The sequence below is a fragment of the Paenibacillus sp. FSL R7-0302 genome, from assembly GCF_038006885.1.
Lineage (GTDB): Bacteria > Bacillota > Bacilli > Paenibacillales > Paenibacillaceae > Paenibacillus_AQ.
The window spans coordinates 4985515-5003671 of record NZ_JBBOWB010000001.1; the positions used below are offsets into that span (position 1 = coordinate 4985515).

Here is an 18157-nt window from a genome sequence, read left to right on the forward strand (position 1 = left end):
GCGTACATGAATGTTGAAGACATTAATGAAAATGATGTAATCTACCGCTGTATCGGCAAAGACTTTAATCAAGGTATTTTATCTTGCGGCTTTATGCGGAAAAGATCAGCAGAGCGTTCTCAATATGATTTTAAGATAGGCTATTACAGCTGTTTTGTAGTATTGCAAGGCACTGGAAAGTTTATTTCTGCGGACGGTACCGTTACTCCTATGCAAGCAGGTGATCTTGTTCAACGTCTACCTGAACGTTTGCACTCTACTGCAATTGAACCAGATGGGAATTGGATCGAGTTTTATATCAGTGTCGGGTATCCTGTCTATTCATACTTACAGACACTTGGAATTATTAATTCCGATAAGGAAGTCCAATCGACACAGCATACGAATGATTTTTTCTTTGATTTTGTTTCCTTGCTGAAAGCCTTGAAAAGTGCAACAGATGAAAGTCTTCCCTCCCTGCTAATGAAGTCTCAGGATTTGATTATCAGATTACACAGTAGCATTCATAATGCTCATAGCAATGAAATTGAAAGTAAAATAACAAAAGCCTGCGAGCTGATTAGTGCCTCCAATGATATTCACTTTGATATTCAGGAAGTGGCATCTGCCGTGAATATGGGCTACGAGAACTTTCGGAAATTGTTTAAAGAGACTACAGGAATTTCCCCTAAGCGATACCACACTGAACATTTAATGAGACAGGCAAAAATGATGCTGCTGTCTGGACTTCCCATCAAACACGTAGCCGTCAGTCTTGGTTACGGGGATATATATTCATTCACCAAACAATTCACGAAGTCCGAAGGGGTATCTCCAGGACGATATATTCGTAAAACAAAAAGCAACTCATCCGCAGACAAGTTGCTTTAGAAATTGATTATGAGTTCACCGCTTCACCTTATAAAACTCATGATACAGCTTCATCAGCGCCCTTTTCTCAATCCGCGACACATAGCTCCGCGAGATCCCCAGCTCCTTCGCAATCTCCCGCTGCGTCCGCTCTTCCCCGCCGGTGTCCAGGCCGAAGCGGCCGACTACGACTTCCTTCTCCCGGTCATCCAAAATATCCAGATTCCGATAGATCTTGCTCTTCTCAATCTTCAGATCGACCTCTTTAATCACATCATCGGCTTCCGAGCCGAGGATATCGATCAGGGTGATCTCGTTGCCTTCCTTATCCGTTCCGATCGGATCGTGGAGGGATACGTCTTTACGTGTTTTTTTCAGCGAACGTAAGTGCATCAGGATTTCATTCTCGATACATCTTGCCGCAAAAGTAGCCAGCTTCGTGCCCTTGTTCGGGCGGTAGCTCTCAATGGCCTTGATCAGGCCGATGGTGCCGATGGAGATCAGGTCCTCCATGTCTTCGCCGGTGTTGTCGAATTTCTTGAGGTTGTGGACACGATGCGATGTCAGTTTAATTGTTACAACATTTTTAAAAAGGTAACAGAAGATATCTTCTGGGAACTTATTTAGGTTGCACTTTAAACTCATTCTCGAAATATTCTTGGTACCAGAAGAACATTGTAGTTGTAGACTTGCGTGCTGGCAGCAGAGACTAAGAAAAGAGTCCCTGAAAAGGGACTCTCAGATTGTCGAGAAACCCAGGCACAGCAAGCCCGGTCGTCCATCCCAGGCCGAAAAGGAAGGTTGGCGCGAGGAAATGGAAGCCTATGAACAAAGTCTCGGACCGTTTCAAGAAAACTATTGAAGCGATGTTGCCCTACACGTACGATGAACTGCTGACCGCATTGCCCCGGCAAGCCGCGCGTTGCGACAAGAAAAATACGAAGGGCAGAATGATCAGCTGTTACGGTTTTAAGGCGAATCTGCTGGTCGACACGGACAGCCAGTATATTCTCAGCGGCCTCTTTAGTTTGGCCAATCTGAATGATCAGCGTATGGCGATCGTCCTTCTCAAAGGCCTGCTCCTAAAGTTTCCAATGCTGAAGGTCAAATATATCTTGGGCGACAAAGGCTACAACTGCGCGGCGACCTACCAGTTGACTCATTCGTTGGGAGCCTGTCCTGGGATTTCTCTGATTCACCACAAAGACCCGCCTGCGGGAATGAATGTGGATTGCACACCGCTGTGTACTCAAGGGCATCCATACCGTTACGACAGTTTGGATACCAAGTACGAGACCCTGACCCGGCCTAGCAAATGCAAAGGCTGTGAGCTTTCCGGATCCGATTTACAAAAAATGTTTAAAATTCGCATACAAACGGATTTGCGGTTGTACACCTATTCCGCAAGAGGTAGCGAAAGTTTTACACACTGTACAACAAGCGTACGTCAGTGGAGCGTGTGTTTGCCTATCTCAAAGAATGTTTCGGGATGAAACGCACACGTCACTGGGGTGTCCGGGCAAGTGTCGATTTCCTGCTCAGCACGCTAGCGTACAATTTGAGTAAGTTTGCATTAGACAAGTTGAACCAGCTACGACTGCTACTGCAAATCCCAGCCAATCCCACTCCTGGATGCCCGCCAGCTGGCAAGGCCAAACGCCGGGCTTCAACTCGTAGGCGCCGCAGGATCCGGAAGAGCTCCTTTGCCAACTGCCAGCCGATCCGGACAGAACTCAACGGTAACATACAAAGGCCTGTCAAAGAAGACACCGATCCTCGATTTAATAATCTAGACGTGTAGCCTGCTATCCGTTACCTGCTACTGTTCTATCTGAGTACAAAAAGGAACAAAAACTATTGGCTCCATAGATTATTATATTAATTAACTCAAACCGTACCTTGACCGTTTTTAATTCTATTTTTATGCTCCTTCTAAAAGAATAATATGGAATTTATGGAAGATTAATAAGAACACGAGGTTCGACTGAAGCCGAAAGAACGCGAAAGAATTGAACAATTTCTTCATGCAGAAACAACGCCCCCTGACATTCGCCGTCGCTATCTAGTGCTGCTTCATTCGGATGAAAATCAAGGCGCCATTCCTAAGCAGACTGAAATCGCCAGCCGCTCAGGAGTCAGTACTGTCATGGTTTTTTATACAGTAATCCCTTACTGTACCCACGGACTGGAGGAGGCACTCCGTTACCGCCGGCGCGCTTAACCAGCACGCTCTTCGCCGATCACGGGTGCGGTGGAAGCCCGAATTATTGCACAAGCCTGTTCATTCCCCCGAAAGGGTATGCCCGCTAGCCCATTCGTTTGCTGACCCGTCGAGTCATCGAACTGAATATTTTGGAATCGGTCGGACGAGAAACGATTTGGACGACTTAAAAAAAAACAAAACGTAAGCCTCACCTAAAAAACAATGGTGCATTCCCGCCAAACCGAGTAGCTAATTCGTCGCTCGGATAAAAGACGTCTTAGATGTCTATGCCCTTCCGTATGACCCACGCCCTCCACAACTAATGGAGCCAGGGCAGGTTCTGCGGGAAGATTACGAATATGTTCGTAAGGTAAGCTGCAGCCTGTTTTTGTTCAAGGAACCGCTCGCCGGATGGCGTCACGTGCAGGCTTCGGAAAGACGCACTAAATCCGATTGGGCTCTGCAGATCTAGGAGTTGCTGGAAGTCCACAACTTGAATACCCTTACGATCTCGTCCTTGTACGACACCTTTTCACCTGAACAGGCCTTGGCTTTGTCGAAACGGCTAGAAATTCATTACACCCCTAAGCATGGCAGTTGGCTGAACATCGCTGAAGTTGAACTCAGTGCACTGACGATTCAATGCCTAAACCGCCGAATTGCCTCTACTGAAGAATGGCGAGGTATCAGCTTGGGAAACGCAACGTAACTAAAATCAAAAAAAATCTGTCGATTGGCAATTTACCACTGAGCAGGCACGGGGGGAAGTTAAAGTATTTCTATCCTGTATTTTGGTCTGGTCAAGGTATTAGTTTAATAAACACCGCATTCACGGAACGATCGGCTACCTGACGCCGGTTCAGTACCGCTAAGAAACCCTTAAAAAAGCTTTCTAATTACTGTTGACAATCCACCAGCTGCATTTTTAAGGGGGCGTGAAAAATATGAAAGCGCTTCGAGCTGCTGTGAAGAAGCTTATTCAAATACGTTGAGCAATATTAATAATACTCTGTATGGCCATCTGGATTTTATTCTCTACTCATTTTATCGTGGGTATATTTATATTGAAAAAAAAACCAAATAATATGATATCATCTATACAGGTGCTTTGCAATTTAACATGATCTCTACAAAATGTACAGGAGTGATAGTCATGACAAAAAAAGTCTTGCCGATGAAATATCCCCCTATAACATCTTGGACATGGCATGCCAATCTATTGTCAATTTTATCAAACTATGAAGAAACGTTGCCATGGATTTACAACAACTACATACAACTGTGGAGCGATACGCATGGACTGTTCTTTGACTTCTGGCCCAAGTCCAATATAATTTTTGACTGCCCCTGGCTATACAACCAAACGCTAAAAAGAGAAACCATCGCCGGCATGAGTACAAACTTAAGCCAATTTTTTGTGGATGCTATTGACCTTGATAATTATATTTACGGCATCTTTGATGAGTCTTGTATTGCAGGCAGCCTTGTCCATCAAAAAAAAATCTCTCCACACGAATTATTTATTTTTGGATACAACCTGGAGGAACAAATGTTCGATGTGGCCGACTTTACCTTTACAGGAAAATATTCTTACACAAAGGCATCTTTTGAGCAGGTAGAGCAAGCATATCTAAATATCGACGCACCTAAGGATTATTTAGAAGAAGGAAGAGGCGGGCTGCACTTATTAAGTTTTTTCAACAAAGCAAGCTATCACTTTGACACATCCTTAGTTGCAGAGACGCTGAATGACTATCTCCTATCCAAAAATACTTCGGAAAGATTCAGAATGATGGACAATCCCAGGGATTTTGTATTTGGAATGAAGGTTTATGAGGACATCAAGCATTATCTGGATTTGCTTTTGCAGAATAAAGATAAGTACGATATCAAGCCGCTGCATGTACTATGGGACCACAAAGTAATGATGCTAAAAAGAATACAATATATGAAATCCCGCAAATTGATGAACAATGCAGATATCATTTATAATAACTACAAACAAATTGTGCAGAACATGCTCATGTTTCGTAATATGTTATTAAAAGCACAGTTGACGAGAAATTCGGAGCTAATCAAAAAAATTATTATTGGGCTTGATGATATTGTCTCAAAAGAACGCTGCGTCGTAGAGATGATGCTGGATAATTTAATTTTCACCACCATTCCTCCAAGGGTTCATTATACGAGGCGAACGGGCACTATTCGGGTATGATTTGTAAAAAGGCGTAGTCTAATAGATACTGCTGAAGTATGCCTTTTTATCTGGGAAAAAGGTATATGCACATGACTTCACTTGAATAATTCTATCCCATTCTCCAGCCCCAAAAAGACTTCAAATATATATTTCTCAACCTAGTACCTTGACCACATCAAATTTCAGGAAACAAATGTTTCAATTCCCCTCTGTCCATAGGGGTGGTGAAGTGCCCCTCCACGGTTTTTTTGTACCTGATTCCGGTCAACTTCCCATCCCGTAATTTCGCGCTGCAATTGTTCAATTGAGCCAATGCGCCGATTCAGATATTAGATCGTCAATGCGCTCAGTTCAATTTCGGCCATGTTTAGCCAACTCTCATGCTTGGGGAGTCTAGTGGATTTTCAGACGTCTCGCTAAAGATAAGGCCTATTCTGGCGGAAACACTTCATACAACGAAGAGATCGTATGAGTATTCAAGTTGTCCATCACAAGTGGAACCCGTTTCGCATTGAGGTAGTGCACGTCTAGTAATTCCTGATTTGAAGGGCCCAATCCACTTTGGTTCGTCTTTCGTTCGCCTGTACATGACGCCGTCCGGCTAACGGTTCGGTAAATAAAAACACACCACAGCTTCCCTTACGCATGTATAGAAACGCAGCCGCTTCTTTTTGCACATGCGTGGTTCCTTCGCGCAGGTTGACGTTCACTCGGGTAGCCTTCCTGTCCGAGATAGGCAAAAACGGCGTATAGCCGTCCACCTTTTGTACGTTAGGGGCACCCCTTCTTTGCGGGTGGTGCTATTGTCAAACGTCGAGACGTCCAGATCCAGTGGTAGCCAGGACATGGTTTCCCCTTCGGGAAGGGAGACCCGAACAGGGGGCAGCGGTACGTCCAGCGCACGAAGCAAGTCCGCCGACTTTTCAAGCAGAATCGTCTGCCAGTCGTAACTGTGAGTAGCGGCCAAATCCAGGCGCTGCCGAAGGGTAGGCGAAGACGGGACGTGTTTAAGGCCTAGGGATTTGGCGAAAAAGCGATCCTTCCGAAAGGGCTCAATCGGGTCGAAGTCACTTTTCCTTTGGCAAAGCAGCCCCAGGTAGGCCAGAAGGACATCCGTGTGAGTGACGGTAGGGTGCAGGGCAACAGGCAACAAATAGCGAATTAAACATTTGGCGATCTGGGTATGAGAAGGGCGAACGCCGCTAAGGTCCAAACCGGAATGAGCGGTCAGCAGTTCCACGGACTGATCGAGTTAAAAACGGACAGGGTTCTTCGGTGCACCTCCAAGGTGAGTTCTTGAAATAAGGGAATTATTTCCTTTTTCTTTATTTCACTTCACCGGAAGCTATTTTTCTAACCCTTCAGGCTTTTCATTTCACGGATTCAGGACGTAGGAATAATCACCATAAAAAGTAATTTATTTCGATTAGCTTACAATGATTTTTACCGGTTTGCTTTTCAACCCATTTGTGGGGGAGCCTCTGCAGGCTTCGATATTTCTTGTCTTCCTTTCGAACGCCGGGTAGCCCGAGTTGCAGCTCACCTGTTCACTATCGTTCACGGCATGATTTTGTATCAACGATTGTGTTTGAAATAGTGTCGACGTGATTTGCATTTTTATACCAAAAACCATTTCGACACATTTTTTTCGCTACCTTAGGTTTATTTTGACTCTTCATGACACAGCCTCATTAACGCTTAATATTAATTGGCAAATCCGTTAATGAAATGGTTTATTAATGTTTGGAAGAAGAGCGAGTGGTGAACACTCTACTATTTTTGATTAAGGAGTTGATCATAGCTAATTCGATTTTCTTTATCTTCATAATGTTTTCAATTATAACTTCGTACTTTATATATATTCCTTTCTCAGCGATGAAATGGTTGCAGTAAAGGACTAAATTTCTAAGCTTCAAGGCCTCATTAATTAACAAATCTGATTCCCTTTTTAAAGAAGGGCTGCTAGTCAAGGAAATAGCTAATGATAACAACTTTTTATGTTCAAAAAGCAAATGGAATGGATGAATGACAAATTGTTGCCCAACCGTATTATTCTTCTGTTTTTCTAGCATTTCTGTAATAACATCATATATTTCTAAGCCAAGATATCTATTGTCTTTTCTTAGGATAAATTCGAACGATTAAGATGAAGCTTATTTAAGCAAGGGTCTAACGAGCACAGAAAAAAACACCCCTTCATTAGTAAAGTGAGATTATCGAAGATCCACTAAACCGCAGAACAGGTGACCTTTTATGATAAAGCAAAGATCAACTCCCACATGAAATTAGACCCACCTTTCAGGAAATCTGTATACTTAAGTTCAGAGAAAGCAGGATAAAACCTTTTTCGGCGTATCATAGTTGGTAGCGTCAAGAAGTTTGTATATTTATCTTTAAGGGTTGTAGAGTATCCATTGTGACAATGGATATGAATGTTTTTCAAAGGGACAGGGCAATCTGGCCTACTAAAATTTAATTTCGTTACCCATTGGTGCGGTTGTCGTTTTTCTTCGCTCGCGGGAGCAGGAGGATGCTTTTCTGGGAACTTTTGGGCCAACGTAGCTGTCGTCTGAGCATTGCTAACCTCTCATAGGATGCGCTGGTTCCATCTCTCGGAGATATTCCGCATATTATGGGTTATGCAGCGCTGGACATCGACTTAGGGTTAGGTTTCCTTAAAGGCTTCCTCTCATTCGCCCCCTGCGGTGCAAGTCTTGCAGCACTTCCCGCCAGCCATGTGCCCCCTCCTTGGCGCCAATACTGAAGCTGAGGATTTCCCATTGCCCTTCTTCGTCTATCCTCATCGCCATATAGATGGCTTCACTGGCTACACTTTGGCGCTTAAGCTTGATATACATGCCTTCCAGATGAATGACAGAGTACCGTTTGGCGAGCGGACGGGCCTGTCAGGCGGCCGTGCGGGTGATATTGCTGACGGTGGTTAGGAGCGGGATGTTCCAAATATTTTTTCAATAAACGAGGCAATATGCCGGGTACTCTTGCCCCTGTGTACATGTGGATAATGGTATCCTCGAGCCACGCTTCCCAGCGCTGGTAGGGCTCAAAGAGCTCGGTCTGGAACTGCCCTTGCCAATCCTGAAGAAGCTGTAAATTAGGATTGGGACCGTCACGGGTTTCCCATTTCCGTATGTAATATCCTTTTTGAGTATAGGGCTCATCTGGATGTTCGACCGTCACGTGATCTTTGATTTCGTAGCGGATTCAATTTTGATCTTTTCTATCTGAAACTCTTAAAGACTTTTTGAGTAGATCACTGAACGGTTTTGTTGTTACTCGTCATTGATTAGGGCTTCTTCGTATTAATAGGCCAGCAGAAAATACTGGTTGGCCCATTTTTTCTTGGTGTCTGCGCAATCCCAAAGATACCCTACTTTTTTACTAGACTCCCCGATCCTTACACGCACTTTTTTACGTCATCATTGAGAGTTTCCATCTCGATTTTCGGCAATATTCCGACAAGCTTGTATGATAATAGGTATTGTTTCTTTTTCTTTTAATTTAATAATTTTAATTTTTTTTTGTATTTTTTCAATATTAGCATCATTAAACTTAAGAATATTTTTCATTTGTAGATTTCTTGTTTGCATAGCCAGTCGTTCAATGGAGGAATATTCAGAATAGAGAAATTGAAAATCATCGATATTTATGTAATCATAAAACTTAAGATACTTCAATCTCAACAGCATAATTTTCTTGTGTTCCCAAATAACGTGCAGTGGTCGAATGTCGCTTGGGAAAAGTGAAATATTTATAATTAAATAATCGTACACATCTATTCCGTGGGCTATTCTAGGTTCATTGTTCTCCATAATAGAACAACCTTCCAAGGAGTTTTTAGCATATAAATAGTCTTCGAGCTGTTTTAACATCAAATCCAAGTTAAATGTAAACGTAACATAGGGATGAAATTTAAATATAGATAATAGTCCTATTCGATACCATCCTTCTCTCCCGTCCTCAATAATCGCATCCTCCAACTGTTTAAATGACAATACACTATGTCTAATAAGACTGTGCTCGTTGTAACCAACTATATTAAACGTTTCACCCTGTAGATCATAGCCGTAAATCATATTCCCATGTTGATACTCATACTTCTCAAATCCATTGCCTTGTGGTACAAAATACTCATTTAAAAACACATCAACATAATTATCATCATCCAAAGCACTTATTATGAATTTAATTATATTTATGTTGTTTTTTTTCAGCAAAGAATACTTAATATTTTGAACTCTAAGGTATGGACAAAAGGAATAAAAATCATCGTTTAAGTATATACCTGTGCTAAAGTTCAAGGGGATAGCATGTAAATCAAAATCTTTATAGCAATACAACTGAATAAAGTTTGTAGTAATCCAATTTAAATACGCATTTTTTACTGGTGAACATAATGCAATCCCCATATAAACAGATGATGGAAATTGAAATTCAATTGTTCTGATATACTCCCATTCTCCTAATGAATTGCCGCAGTACAATTGAGTACAATCACCTATCCGCTCTATTTTCATACATGCCGGAAAATGCGAAGCACAAATATACTCATATTCGGACTCTCCCCCAGCCGATTCTCTTGTTTGAATGACGATACCATTAACTGAAGGTGTAGCAAGAATGGATATATATCTTGAATCTGAGCAAAGGTTTTCCCTGAACATTAAGCCAGCTTTTGCCCAAACACTTGTATTTTTAAAATGCTCAATTTCAATTTCAATATAACCATTTCCATTCATCTCAGTATAGATATATTTAAAAGAATCATGATAGCCAGTTATATCTCCTTCATTACAAGAGATTTTATTAATATTAGATAAAAAGACTTTTACACTACCCTCTGCTTTATTGATATGGCTGCATTTCATAATTTCTGTTTCGAACCACTCTGTATTCAATTTCGCCTCAGTTGTTTTGATATTAGAAATCCACAAATTAAAAGGTTCATCAATTCTATCATCAAATAAAATCGAGGATATATTAACATAATGCGGGTAGGCAGTAAGATAACTTTCTTTGCTTATAGGCAATATTTTTTTCATTTCCTTCTCCTCTCAATGCTAAAACAACTAAAATAACTGTTGAAGATAAAAAACAGATTTGTAGCAATATCAATTAAAAGGGCTACAACTCTGTCCTCTTTCAAGACATTCAAATCGATTTCGCAGCACTCAAGTAATTTATTCAAAATAACTTCTCCATTTAGTATATGTCTCCATATTGGGGCTTCATAATTAGGAAATGCTATTTTTTCTGTGCATAAATTTTAACTTCGCACGATTCATCATTGATGGGGTTTTTATCAAAATCCTCACATTCAAGTTCGATTATAAATCCGGCATCAGATAACCAACCGTGGATTTGCTCAAGCGTGGCGAAATGTTTTACGCAATCAATATTTTGTGATAATTCCCCACCATTAGCAAAGGTTAACTCGAACCTTCGACCAAAGCTATTAAGACTTGTTTCCGAGTTGAACGACCCGGGTATTAATATCATTTTCCCGTAATTTCCATCGTTGTCCGTACCTTCCCATACAATCCTATTTCCATTATCTTTATGCGACTGTGATTGCCCAGGCTTGGTTATGTTATTGCCTCCCGGACTATATGCAATATAAACATATCCACCTGGAACAAGCGAAGAAGCCGCCTTTTTAATAAACAACTCCTGTGCTCTTTTATAATCCATGTCGGAAACTATATTGAATAAAATATTATCGGCAAGCACAACTACATCGAAGCCAGAACCCCAATCGTCATGCACCGCATCAGCTTTGTGCCATTCGATTTTTTCAAGTCCTGCGGATTTTGCTAAAATTTTGTCTAACATAAATGTGTCTATATCTATACCGATCACGGTGTGTCCCGCCTTAGCAAGCGGTACAAGTATGCGTCCACTACCACAGCAGACTTCTAAAATCCTTTTAGGTTCATTTCCAATGACCGATAACAGAAAATCTACCTCGTCTGTTTCGGTAACTTTTTGGTCGTATATATCAGCGACCCATTTAGAAATAATCGGATTTTCGTTAAACAAGGCGATTCCCTCCGTTTTTTTAGGGAGGGTTAAAGTATAGTCGCCATCCCATTTGTATTTAATGCTGTCGAGCAAGTCATAAAGTATACCCGCATCTCCGTAAAGCCGTGCCCTAAACGCTGGTTCTCACGTACCGTTCAAGCACTAAGTTTAATCAGCTTCCATATCAACAATCAATACATCTTCTTCATGAATCTCCATTTTCCAGAATCCTTCAACTTATATGTATTCATTATTTTATTTCCCTTTTTCAGACCCCTTACTAAAGCCAGTCCCCCTGATGGAAAGGCTACCCACATTAGTGACGCCAAACCTTACACTGGGTGATGTGGTGCGCCGCATTTAAGAAGAGCATTTTGGACAAATGATTGTCTATGTGTATCAGCAAGCCCTAGAAAAGCAGCCTCTTTTCGACATTCTAAAATTGCTTCGACTCTCTGCCTAAAGCGCCTGAACTGCCTACCACACTACAGCTCTGTCTTTTTAAAGACATTCAAGTCGATTTCCCAACACTCAAGTCATTTATATAGAACTTTATTTCAGAATATTAATTTCTTATCTCATCACACTGAAACAATCTGTTACAATGATTAACTGAAAACACTGTTCAGTTGTCATAAAAATTGCCGTTAAGCAGGAAGAGTTTTTAAATAAAGAGTCTCTTTAGAATCGCTGACTCTTTTGCACGGATTCGGTTATTACTGTAGATGATTCGATCAATAATTTTTTGGTCTTTAGTGACTAAATATTTTAATGCCAAGTATAGTTGGATATGGGTCTGAATAACGACTTCAATGTAGTCATCGTACTTCCTTTCTTTATGAATATGGCCATTGTCCTTCATGAAATTCAAACGGTCCAGCATGCACTTTTTGTGACTACACAATAAATGGAAATCACGTATATCCAAATCATCATGTTCGCTATATCTAATAATTTTATTATTCCAAAAAGAGTAAACGTCAGAGGCTTTAAGGTTGCAATTTAAACGGTAATTCATGTAGCTGTGCATGGACTTCAATACAAACTCCAGGTCAAAATTATAATCTATTTCAGTTACACTTATTTTGTTAATTCCAAGATAAGAACTAGGCTTAAATCGGGCATATGCCCGTGAGATTTCTAGAAATGTGCACTCAGTTGTTTGGTAGTCTCCTCCTCCGAAATTATCGGCAATATAAATGATCTCTTTAGAAAAATTATAGCCAAAGATCATTGTTTCGTGAAAAAAAGGGGCCGTTGTCCTTTTAGCATTAGATATTTGCGATTGGTCTAGTGTAAGATTTAAATAGCAACCTGCATCGATACAATCGATTACAAAATGAACAAAGCTGTTCCACTTCAGTTGAATTTGCTCTCTTGTTAATTTCTCAATGCAGAGCCACGGACATGAATTAAATAATGTTGGATGTTCAGCAAAAAAAATGGTGTCCTCTTCAATTTTCAAGTCAACAAAGTTGTTATGAAACCAGTTCATGGAGTCTTTGCAGTCCCCAATCATTGAAGAAATATTAGCATAAGGCGGATAAGTCGTAATATAGGGCGCCGATATTCTCAACTTCTTGTCCATATCTAATTTTTCCCTACCCTTTTTTGGCGATCCAGTGATTTTTCATTGTGCGTGTGGACCCATCCCCACGCACAATATGGCATCGCACTTTATATATAGATCCGAAGCACACATTGGGCAATGTGTGGTGGTTTTTGAGCCTTAACCCTTATGGATGGGATAAGACTAAATCTCTTTCGACTGCCCACTCCAAAACACTAGGCACTGATTTTTCAATTCGTTCTATTTGACTCTCATGAAACTGAGATTTCAATACATTAACTACATCATTAACCGTTTTTTGTTCAGACAGTAAAGATAAGATCTGATATGCATGTTTATTGCCTTTGCCTACAAAACCTGTTTCCATGTCAACAATCATTAAATCTCCTTCATTTAACTCCATCTTCACTGAATCTTTTAATTTATACGTTGTCATTAGTAACCCTCGCTTTTTAGCCCTGACTAATGCAAGCAGCATTCTATTAAGTCATACCCTGAGCAAGGCCTGCATTAGTCTCGGGTATTTATTTAATGGTCATTAACAATGGCAAGACAACAGTGTGAACGCAAAAGAATCATCAGATACTAATTCCCCTAAGACAGGCTCGAAAATATCCTCTTGCGGCTCCATTAATTGTGCAGCCACTTCAGCATTATTATTCTCCATATCTATTCACCACCTTATTTCGTTTAATATTTCCTGTGATCAGCAATGACAGGATAGCAGAGTAAATGCAAAAGAGTCATCAGATACCAGTTCTCCTAAGACAGGCTCAAAAATATCTTCTTGTTCAGCTTTGTTAACTCCGAGCTCCATAAACTCCGATTTTTTGTTTTCCATTTTATTCACCTCCTTTCATACCACTGCTTCTTTGAATTCCGTTATTAACATTCTGAAATATTTATTAATTTCATCATATTTTTTGCTTTCTTTGACGACTTTGATTAGTGCATATAACAATCTTTGGTATCCGGAATCCTTAGCGGTTGCCAAATTAAGTCCATACTCCATTACAGTCTGGCTTAAATTCAATAGTCCGGCTGACCATAAGACAGATCCTGCTTCGTAAGCTGAAATTAACGGCGCCTTACTGGCGGCAATAAACTTCACAAAATAATCATAGGCATCATAGTTGAGATAGACACAGACCACTGCCATTAACCATAAGACTCTCTCATGTTCGTATTGAGTGAGCAATCTTTTCAGCACCAAATAACAATCTACATAATTAGACTTGTAAAAGTACTTATAGGCAGAAGCCAGCGCCTCCAGGTAATGATCGGGCAGATCATTTTGAGAGTGCTTTATACCGGCAAAATCAACATGTTCGCCAGCGTCGATTTTATAGCCCAGACACCCGCCCTGGCATATTTGTTGAGTATGATATCTGCAAGTTTTACAGCTTTCTTTCGTGTGTCTTTCCCAACGTATTTTATTCTCCAAATGTTCAAGGCTCAGCCAAGCATGCCAAATGTTCTTATACTTTCTAAGACCCGTATCGCTGATAGGTACAGAGCAAAAGCATGAGGAAAGGTTAGCGTTTGTCGTTATGTCTACTCCTGTCCGGCATGCACCAAATTTGAAATCGTCATGAATATATTTTTGTACAAATCTCTTATCCTCCTCAGAAAGAGTGCACAGTGGAAATGGGCAATCCAAATGCGGCGTTGAAATCCCTTTTCGCTCCAGCTTCATAATGGTTTGTTTAATTAAAGCGAATATTTGATTGATTCCGGAGAATTTAATGAAGTCGTTAGTATTACTGGGTGCTGGCCGTGTCATATCAATTCGGACTTCTTTTATACCGTGCTTAACGGACAAATCAATAATATAATCCGTGTCCATGGAGCTATCGTATACATTGATGCCAAGAGCGACTTTGCCGGTTCCTTTTAAAGAAATAAAGCTAGAGATATTTTGGTTCAGCAATGTCCATTCTTCCGCAGAATAGGTTAGCGGCTCATTGCAGTTAATCAATACTTGTTCTACTACCCCGTCCAATGACTGTATAATGTCAGGCGGAACCAACGCATTTGTAAAAAGCATAACCTTCACGCCATATTGTTTGTGTAATGCTATAATCTCATCAATACGGGAGTGCAGTAACGGCTCTCCGCCTTGCCAGCCAACCATAGGAATTCCATCCTCAGTCAGCCTGTTCAGAATGTAAGTCAGATTGTCAATAGAGATTTCCCGGTCGGATGTATCCTCAGAGAGAAAGTCCTGTGCAAAACAATAATTACACTGTCTGTTACAAAAAGAAGTCATTCTGATCCTTGGCCTTAAAGGGTCCCTGATCCCTTTCAAGTAATTGACGCTATCAGCGTTCATCGAATCACCCCACTATTCAGTTAATCAACTAACGAATAAAAAGCAGAATTCTTCAGCATGTGATTGAGATACAAACTTGTATTCAAATCCTGTTTCTTAGCCTCTATAATCAATTGAATGATATCCAGCATTAATTTTTCTCTCACACTCTTTTTGGAGCACAGAGGATATATTTCCAGCAATTCGCCGATAGCTTCTTTATAATTGTTCTCAAATTGGTGGTACTTTGATCTTTGCCAATGGATAGCAACCTTTATGTCTTCCTGAAGCAGTTCATTACCCAGATTATAGGAAGCTACAATTCCCTTGGTCTTTCCGATGGCTTTAATAATCCGTTGATTCATTTCCTCCGGAGCGCATGGCGTTGAGAAAACCACCGGCTCCAAAAAGTCCGGCCCTGCCTCTCCATACAGGTTATCCCTGTCACCCTGCTTCTGAATTATCCGGGCAAGCTGCGTATTCGGATACACCCTAACACCGCAATTGTAGAAGCAGCGTAGCCCTTCTCCAAACAGATTATCCATTTCCTTGATCCATTGCATGAGTTCATTTAAGGTTTGTTCATCTTCTCCAGGTAACCCTACAATGAATCCTACGGTGATCCCTGATGCTCCTGCTTCAACAAGTGTTTTTATCAACTGGTCAATGTCTTTTTTACGATGGGCAATGTTATTTTTGCGCAACACATGGTCTGACACATGCGTGATCCCGAAACAGATGCTGTGATCCGAAAAGTTGGCTGCTTTTAAGGCATAATATTGTTCCTTGGAAAAAGGAGCCGGAGTGAAGTAAGAGCTGAAACGATTTTTCACTCCGCTCTTCCTGATCGCATTACATAACTCAATGACATTGCTTTCATCCGGATCGTTCAGTTCGCTGCAGGCTAACCATACGGCCTCGTTATGATTATTGTTCAGCTTGATTTCGTTGATGATATCTTCGATACATCTCCACTGGTTTTTTGGAAACAAGCTTCCTTCTACGCAAAATGAACATTTTCCTGTGCATCCTGTAGAAACTCTGACCGGCACACTTCCGGTCCATTTCGGGCTATATTGGACAGCTCGCTCGAAAAAAGACATTTCAGCGGAGTACGTAGCGTGCGCCGGCGGACTGACCCTGTCAGCTTCAGGAGAAACATAGATCATTCCATCTAATTGATCCAGGTTATTGTCAATATACCTTGTTAGATTAAGCTTGCTTTTAACTGCATTGGCTAACTTAGCAAATGTAACTTCTCCCGGCCCTGCAATACCAAGGTTTAATTTCAGTCTCTTCAATATGGCCGCAGGGGCAATACTAAAGCCTGCCCCACCAACGATTACGGGCACTTGTGTAACTGCTTTTATAATGCGAACGACCTCTTCATATTCTTGCAAGAAGCCTCTTGTTTTAATTCCGTTGCATGCTTCCGCTTTTTCCGTCCATATGTTCGCCATATTATCAAGGTTTCTGATGCTTAAGCCGATCATTTCCGGTTGGAAATTTAATAACAATTGCTTCAGATCATCCTTCATATTTTTGAAGGCAAAGGGATTTACAATGCTGGTCGTCGTATCGTCCACGTTTCTTTTCACGTAATTAGAGATAATCTCAAGCCCGTAAGGAGGAGCCGCTATAGATGCCCAATCAAACGGATTCAGATACAACAGCAATATTTTCATACTACAACTTCTTCTTTAAAAAAGTTACATAGGATAGGATCGACGTCACACAGGTCTTGATTCATTAAATATGCGCGGCTGCGGCAGCCCCCCAGACACCCCCCTATATTTTTACAATCCCTGTTCTTACATGCAGATTCCCTAAAAGCTATAATTCCGTGGGATTCTTCCCATACTTCCTTTAGATAATCCTTATAAATATTCCCTAAATTAAACATGTCGGCTTCCCGTGAGCTGAGTGTCGGGCACAGACATATTTCCCCGTTAGAACGTACATACAGCATTTTATGACCTACTCCGCAGCCAGGGACGATAGTGCCGTCAGGTGTCTCGTCTTCACAGTATCCGGAAGTAAATCTCACCCGATTTTTCAAAGATATTTTCATGGCTTCGCTAATCTCGTCTAAAGACAGATCCATATGCTCAAAGCATTTCCCCCGCCCGACATATAAAATTGGTGCAGTCCTGCATTCAATCTGAAGCTCATTCCGGCAATAATCAATGATCTCTTGTATCCGGTTAATGTTTCTTTTACTCAAAGTTACGTTTGCTACCGCCTTGATATTTTTTTCTTTCATTAGATGCAGTGCCTGAATTGTACTGGAAAAAGCTCCCCTCATCCCCCGGAATATATCATGTTCCTTCTCTACGATATCATCCAGACTAACGAAAACTGTCCGGATATTCCCCAGATCCGCCAAAAGATTAACCATGGATTCATTGATTAGCGTTCCATTGGTAAAGATGTTGGTGATCATAAAATGATCGGCACTGATTTTTAGCACAGAATCAATGTCGTCACGGGAGAAAATTTCCCCGCCTGTAAAATCTGTCCGGTAGACGCCAAGCTTGTCCGCTTGAGCTATCACATCCTTAATATTCTCCAACGGCACATCAGTGGTATTAACAGACCTGTAAGACGCAGACATATAACAATGATTGCAATTCAGATTACAGCGATCGGTTATTTCAAAAAATAGGCGTTCCAGATAAGGAGTTGTTCCAGGGGACTTAACGCTTAATTTCCCTCCCTTTGCTGCATCATTCGTTAAAATTTGATTAGTCGTACAAAGATCCAAGAAGGCCGACAGCTTGTTAATTTTGATCTCTGTGTTTGCGTTGCACTCCCTGCATATCCCTTCCAGATCAGCGGTATGATGAACAGATTGTAGAATCTTAACCCCTGCTTCATTGATGGGATAAATTCCGTATGGCTTCATTCTGATTAGGACAAGATCAGGTTTCTGGACCAGGATGAAATTACCGTTCAGATAGTATTTAAGTGCCATATTAATTCTCCTAA

At 41.1% G+C, this 18157-nt stretch carries 16 protein-coding genes and 2 pseudogenes; 6 read left to right on the forward strand and 12 right to left on the reverse strand.

Annotated features, from left to right (window positions below; genetic code table 11):
• The first annotated feature begins 6 nt into the window (after positions 1-6).
• Positions 7-870 carry a helix-turn-helix domain-containing protein gene (locus tag MKY96_RS21435; protein WP_340943109.1) on the forward strand — a complete coding sequence of 288 codons (864 nt, stop codon included), beginning with the start codon at positions 7-9 and terminating at the stop codon, positions 868-870.
• 15 nt (positions 871-885) lie between these two features.
• Here the strand turns inward: MKY96_RS21435 and sigK are convergent, their stop codons facing one another.
• Positions 886-1455 carry an RNA polymerase sporulation sigma factor SigK gene (sigK, locus tag MKY96_RS21440; RefSeq protein WP_340944694.1) on the reverse strand — a complete coding sequence of 190 codons (570 nt, stop codon included), beginning with the start codon at positions 1453-1455 and terminating at the stop codon, positions 886-888.
• Between the two features lie 218 nt (positions 1456-1673).
• On the opposite strand from sigK, the gene MKY96_RS21445 reads away from it, so the two are divergent.
• The 5 genes and pseudogenes from MKY96_RS21445 (at position 1674) to MKY96_RS21450 (ending at position 5267) form a co-directional block, all read left to right on the forward strand.
• The gene (locus MKY96_RS21445) at positions 1674-2342 is read left to right on the forward strand and encodes a transposase (protein WP_340943111.1); all 669 of its coding nucleotides are present in this window, start codon (positions 1674-1676) and stop codon (positions 2340-2342) included.
• The gene (locus MKY96_RS33975) at positions 2309-2650 is read left to right on the forward strand and encodes a hypothetical protein (protein WP_445671493.1); all 342 of its coding nucleotides are present in this window, start codon (positions 2309-2311) and stop codon (positions 2648-2650) included. Before MKY96_RS21445 ends, MKY96_RS33975 begins: the two co-directional genes overlap by 34 nt.
• An 895-nt stretch (positions 2651-3545) precedes the next feature.
• Entirely contained in the window at positions 3546-3761 is a 216-nt protein-coding gene (locus tag MKY96_RS33980; protein WP_445671453.1) for a transposase, read from the forward strand.
• A 103-nt stretch (positions 3762-3864) separates the two neighbouring features.
• Positions 3865-3924, forward strand: a pseudogene (locus tag MKY96_RS33985) (IS3 family transposase); the annotation flags it as partial.
• Positions 3925-4205: 281 nt separating this feature from the next.
• The gene (locus MKY96_RS21450; RefSeq protein WP_340943112.1) at positions 4206-5267 is read left to right on the forward strand and encodes a hypothetical protein; all 1062 of its coding nucleotides are present in this window, start codon (positions 4206-4208) and stop codon (positions 5265-5267) included.
• 509 nt (positions 5268-5776) lie between these two features.
• Here the strand turns inward: MKY96_RS21450 and MKY96_RS21455 are convergent.
• From MKY96_RS21455 to MKY96_RS21505, 11 genes and pseudogenes are all read right to left on the reverse strand, one after another.
• The gene (locus MKY96_RS21455; RefSeq protein ID WP_340943113.1) at positions 5777-5959 is read right to left on the reverse strand and encodes a hypothetical protein; all 183 of its coding nucleotides are present in this window, start codon (positions 5957-5959) and stop codon (positions 5777-5779) included.
• A gap of 1910 nt (positions 5960-7869) precedes the next feature.
• Positions 7870-8471, reverse strand: a pseudogene (locus MKY96_RS33990) (transposase); the annotation flags it as partial.
• A 215-nt stretch (positions 8472-8686) separates the two neighbouring features.
• The gene (locus MKY96_RS21465) at positions 8687-10309 is read right to left on the reverse strand and encodes a hypothetical protein (RefSeq protein WP_340943115.1); all 1623 of its coding nucleotides are present in this window, start codon (positions 10307-10309) and stop codon (positions 8687-8689) included.
• A 202-nt stretch (positions 10310-10511) separates the two neighbouring features.
• Positions 10512-11381: a class I SAM-dependent methyltransferase gene (locus tag MKY96_RS21470; RefSeq protein ID WP_340943118.1), complete on the reverse strand. Its 870-nt coding sequence runs from the start codon at positions 11379-11381 to the stop codon at positions 10512-10514.
• A gap of 571 nt (positions 11382-11952) precedes the next feature.
• Positions 11953-12876 carry a hypothetical protein gene (locus MKY96_RS21475; RefSeq protein ID WP_340943122.1) on the reverse strand — a complete coding sequence of 308 codons (924 nt, stop codon included), beginning with the start codon at positions 12874-12876 and terminating at the stop codon, positions 11953-11955.
• A 148-nt stretch (positions 12877-13024) separates the two neighbouring features.
• Positions 13025-13336, reverse strand: coding sequence for a PqqD family peptide modification chaperone (locus tag MKY96_RS21480; protein ID WP_340943124.1), 312 nt, complete (start codon positions 13334-13336; stop codon positions 13025-13027).
• A 60-nt stretch (positions 13337-13396) separates the two neighbouring features.
• Complete coding sequence (locus tag MKY96_RS21485) at positions 13397-13525, reverse strand: hypothetical protein (RefSeq protein ID WP_340943126.1); 129 nt, start codon at positions 13523-13525, stop codon at positions 13397-13399.
• A 39-nt stretch (positions 13526-13564) separates the two neighbouring features.
• Positions 13565-13699: a hypothetical protein gene (locus tag MKY96_RS21490; RefSeq protein WP_340943129.1), complete on the reverse strand. Its 135-nt coding sequence runs from the start codon at positions 13697-13699 to the stop codon at positions 13565-13567.
• Between the two features lie 15 nt (positions 13700-13714).
• The gene (locus MKY96_RS21495; protein ID WP_340943131.1) at positions 13715-15190 is read right to left on the reverse strand and encodes a radical SAM protein; all 1476 of its coding nucleotides are present in this window, start codon (positions 15188-15190) and stop codon (positions 13715-13717) included.
• A gap of 20 nt (positions 15191-15210) precedes the next feature.
• Complete coding sequence (locus MKY96_RS21500; protein ID WP_340943132.1) at positions 15211-16854, reverse strand: B12-binding domain-containing radical SAM protein; 1644 nt, start codon at positions 16852-16854, stop codon at positions 15211-15213.
• Entirely contained in the window at positions 16851-18143 is a 1293-nt protein-coding gene (locus MKY96_RS21505; protein ID WP_340943135.1) for a radical SAM/SPASM domain-containing protein, read from the reverse strand. Before MKY96_RS21505 ends, MKY96_RS21500 begins: the two co-directional genes overlap by 4 nt.
• Positions 18144-18157: the final 14 nt, after the last annotated feature.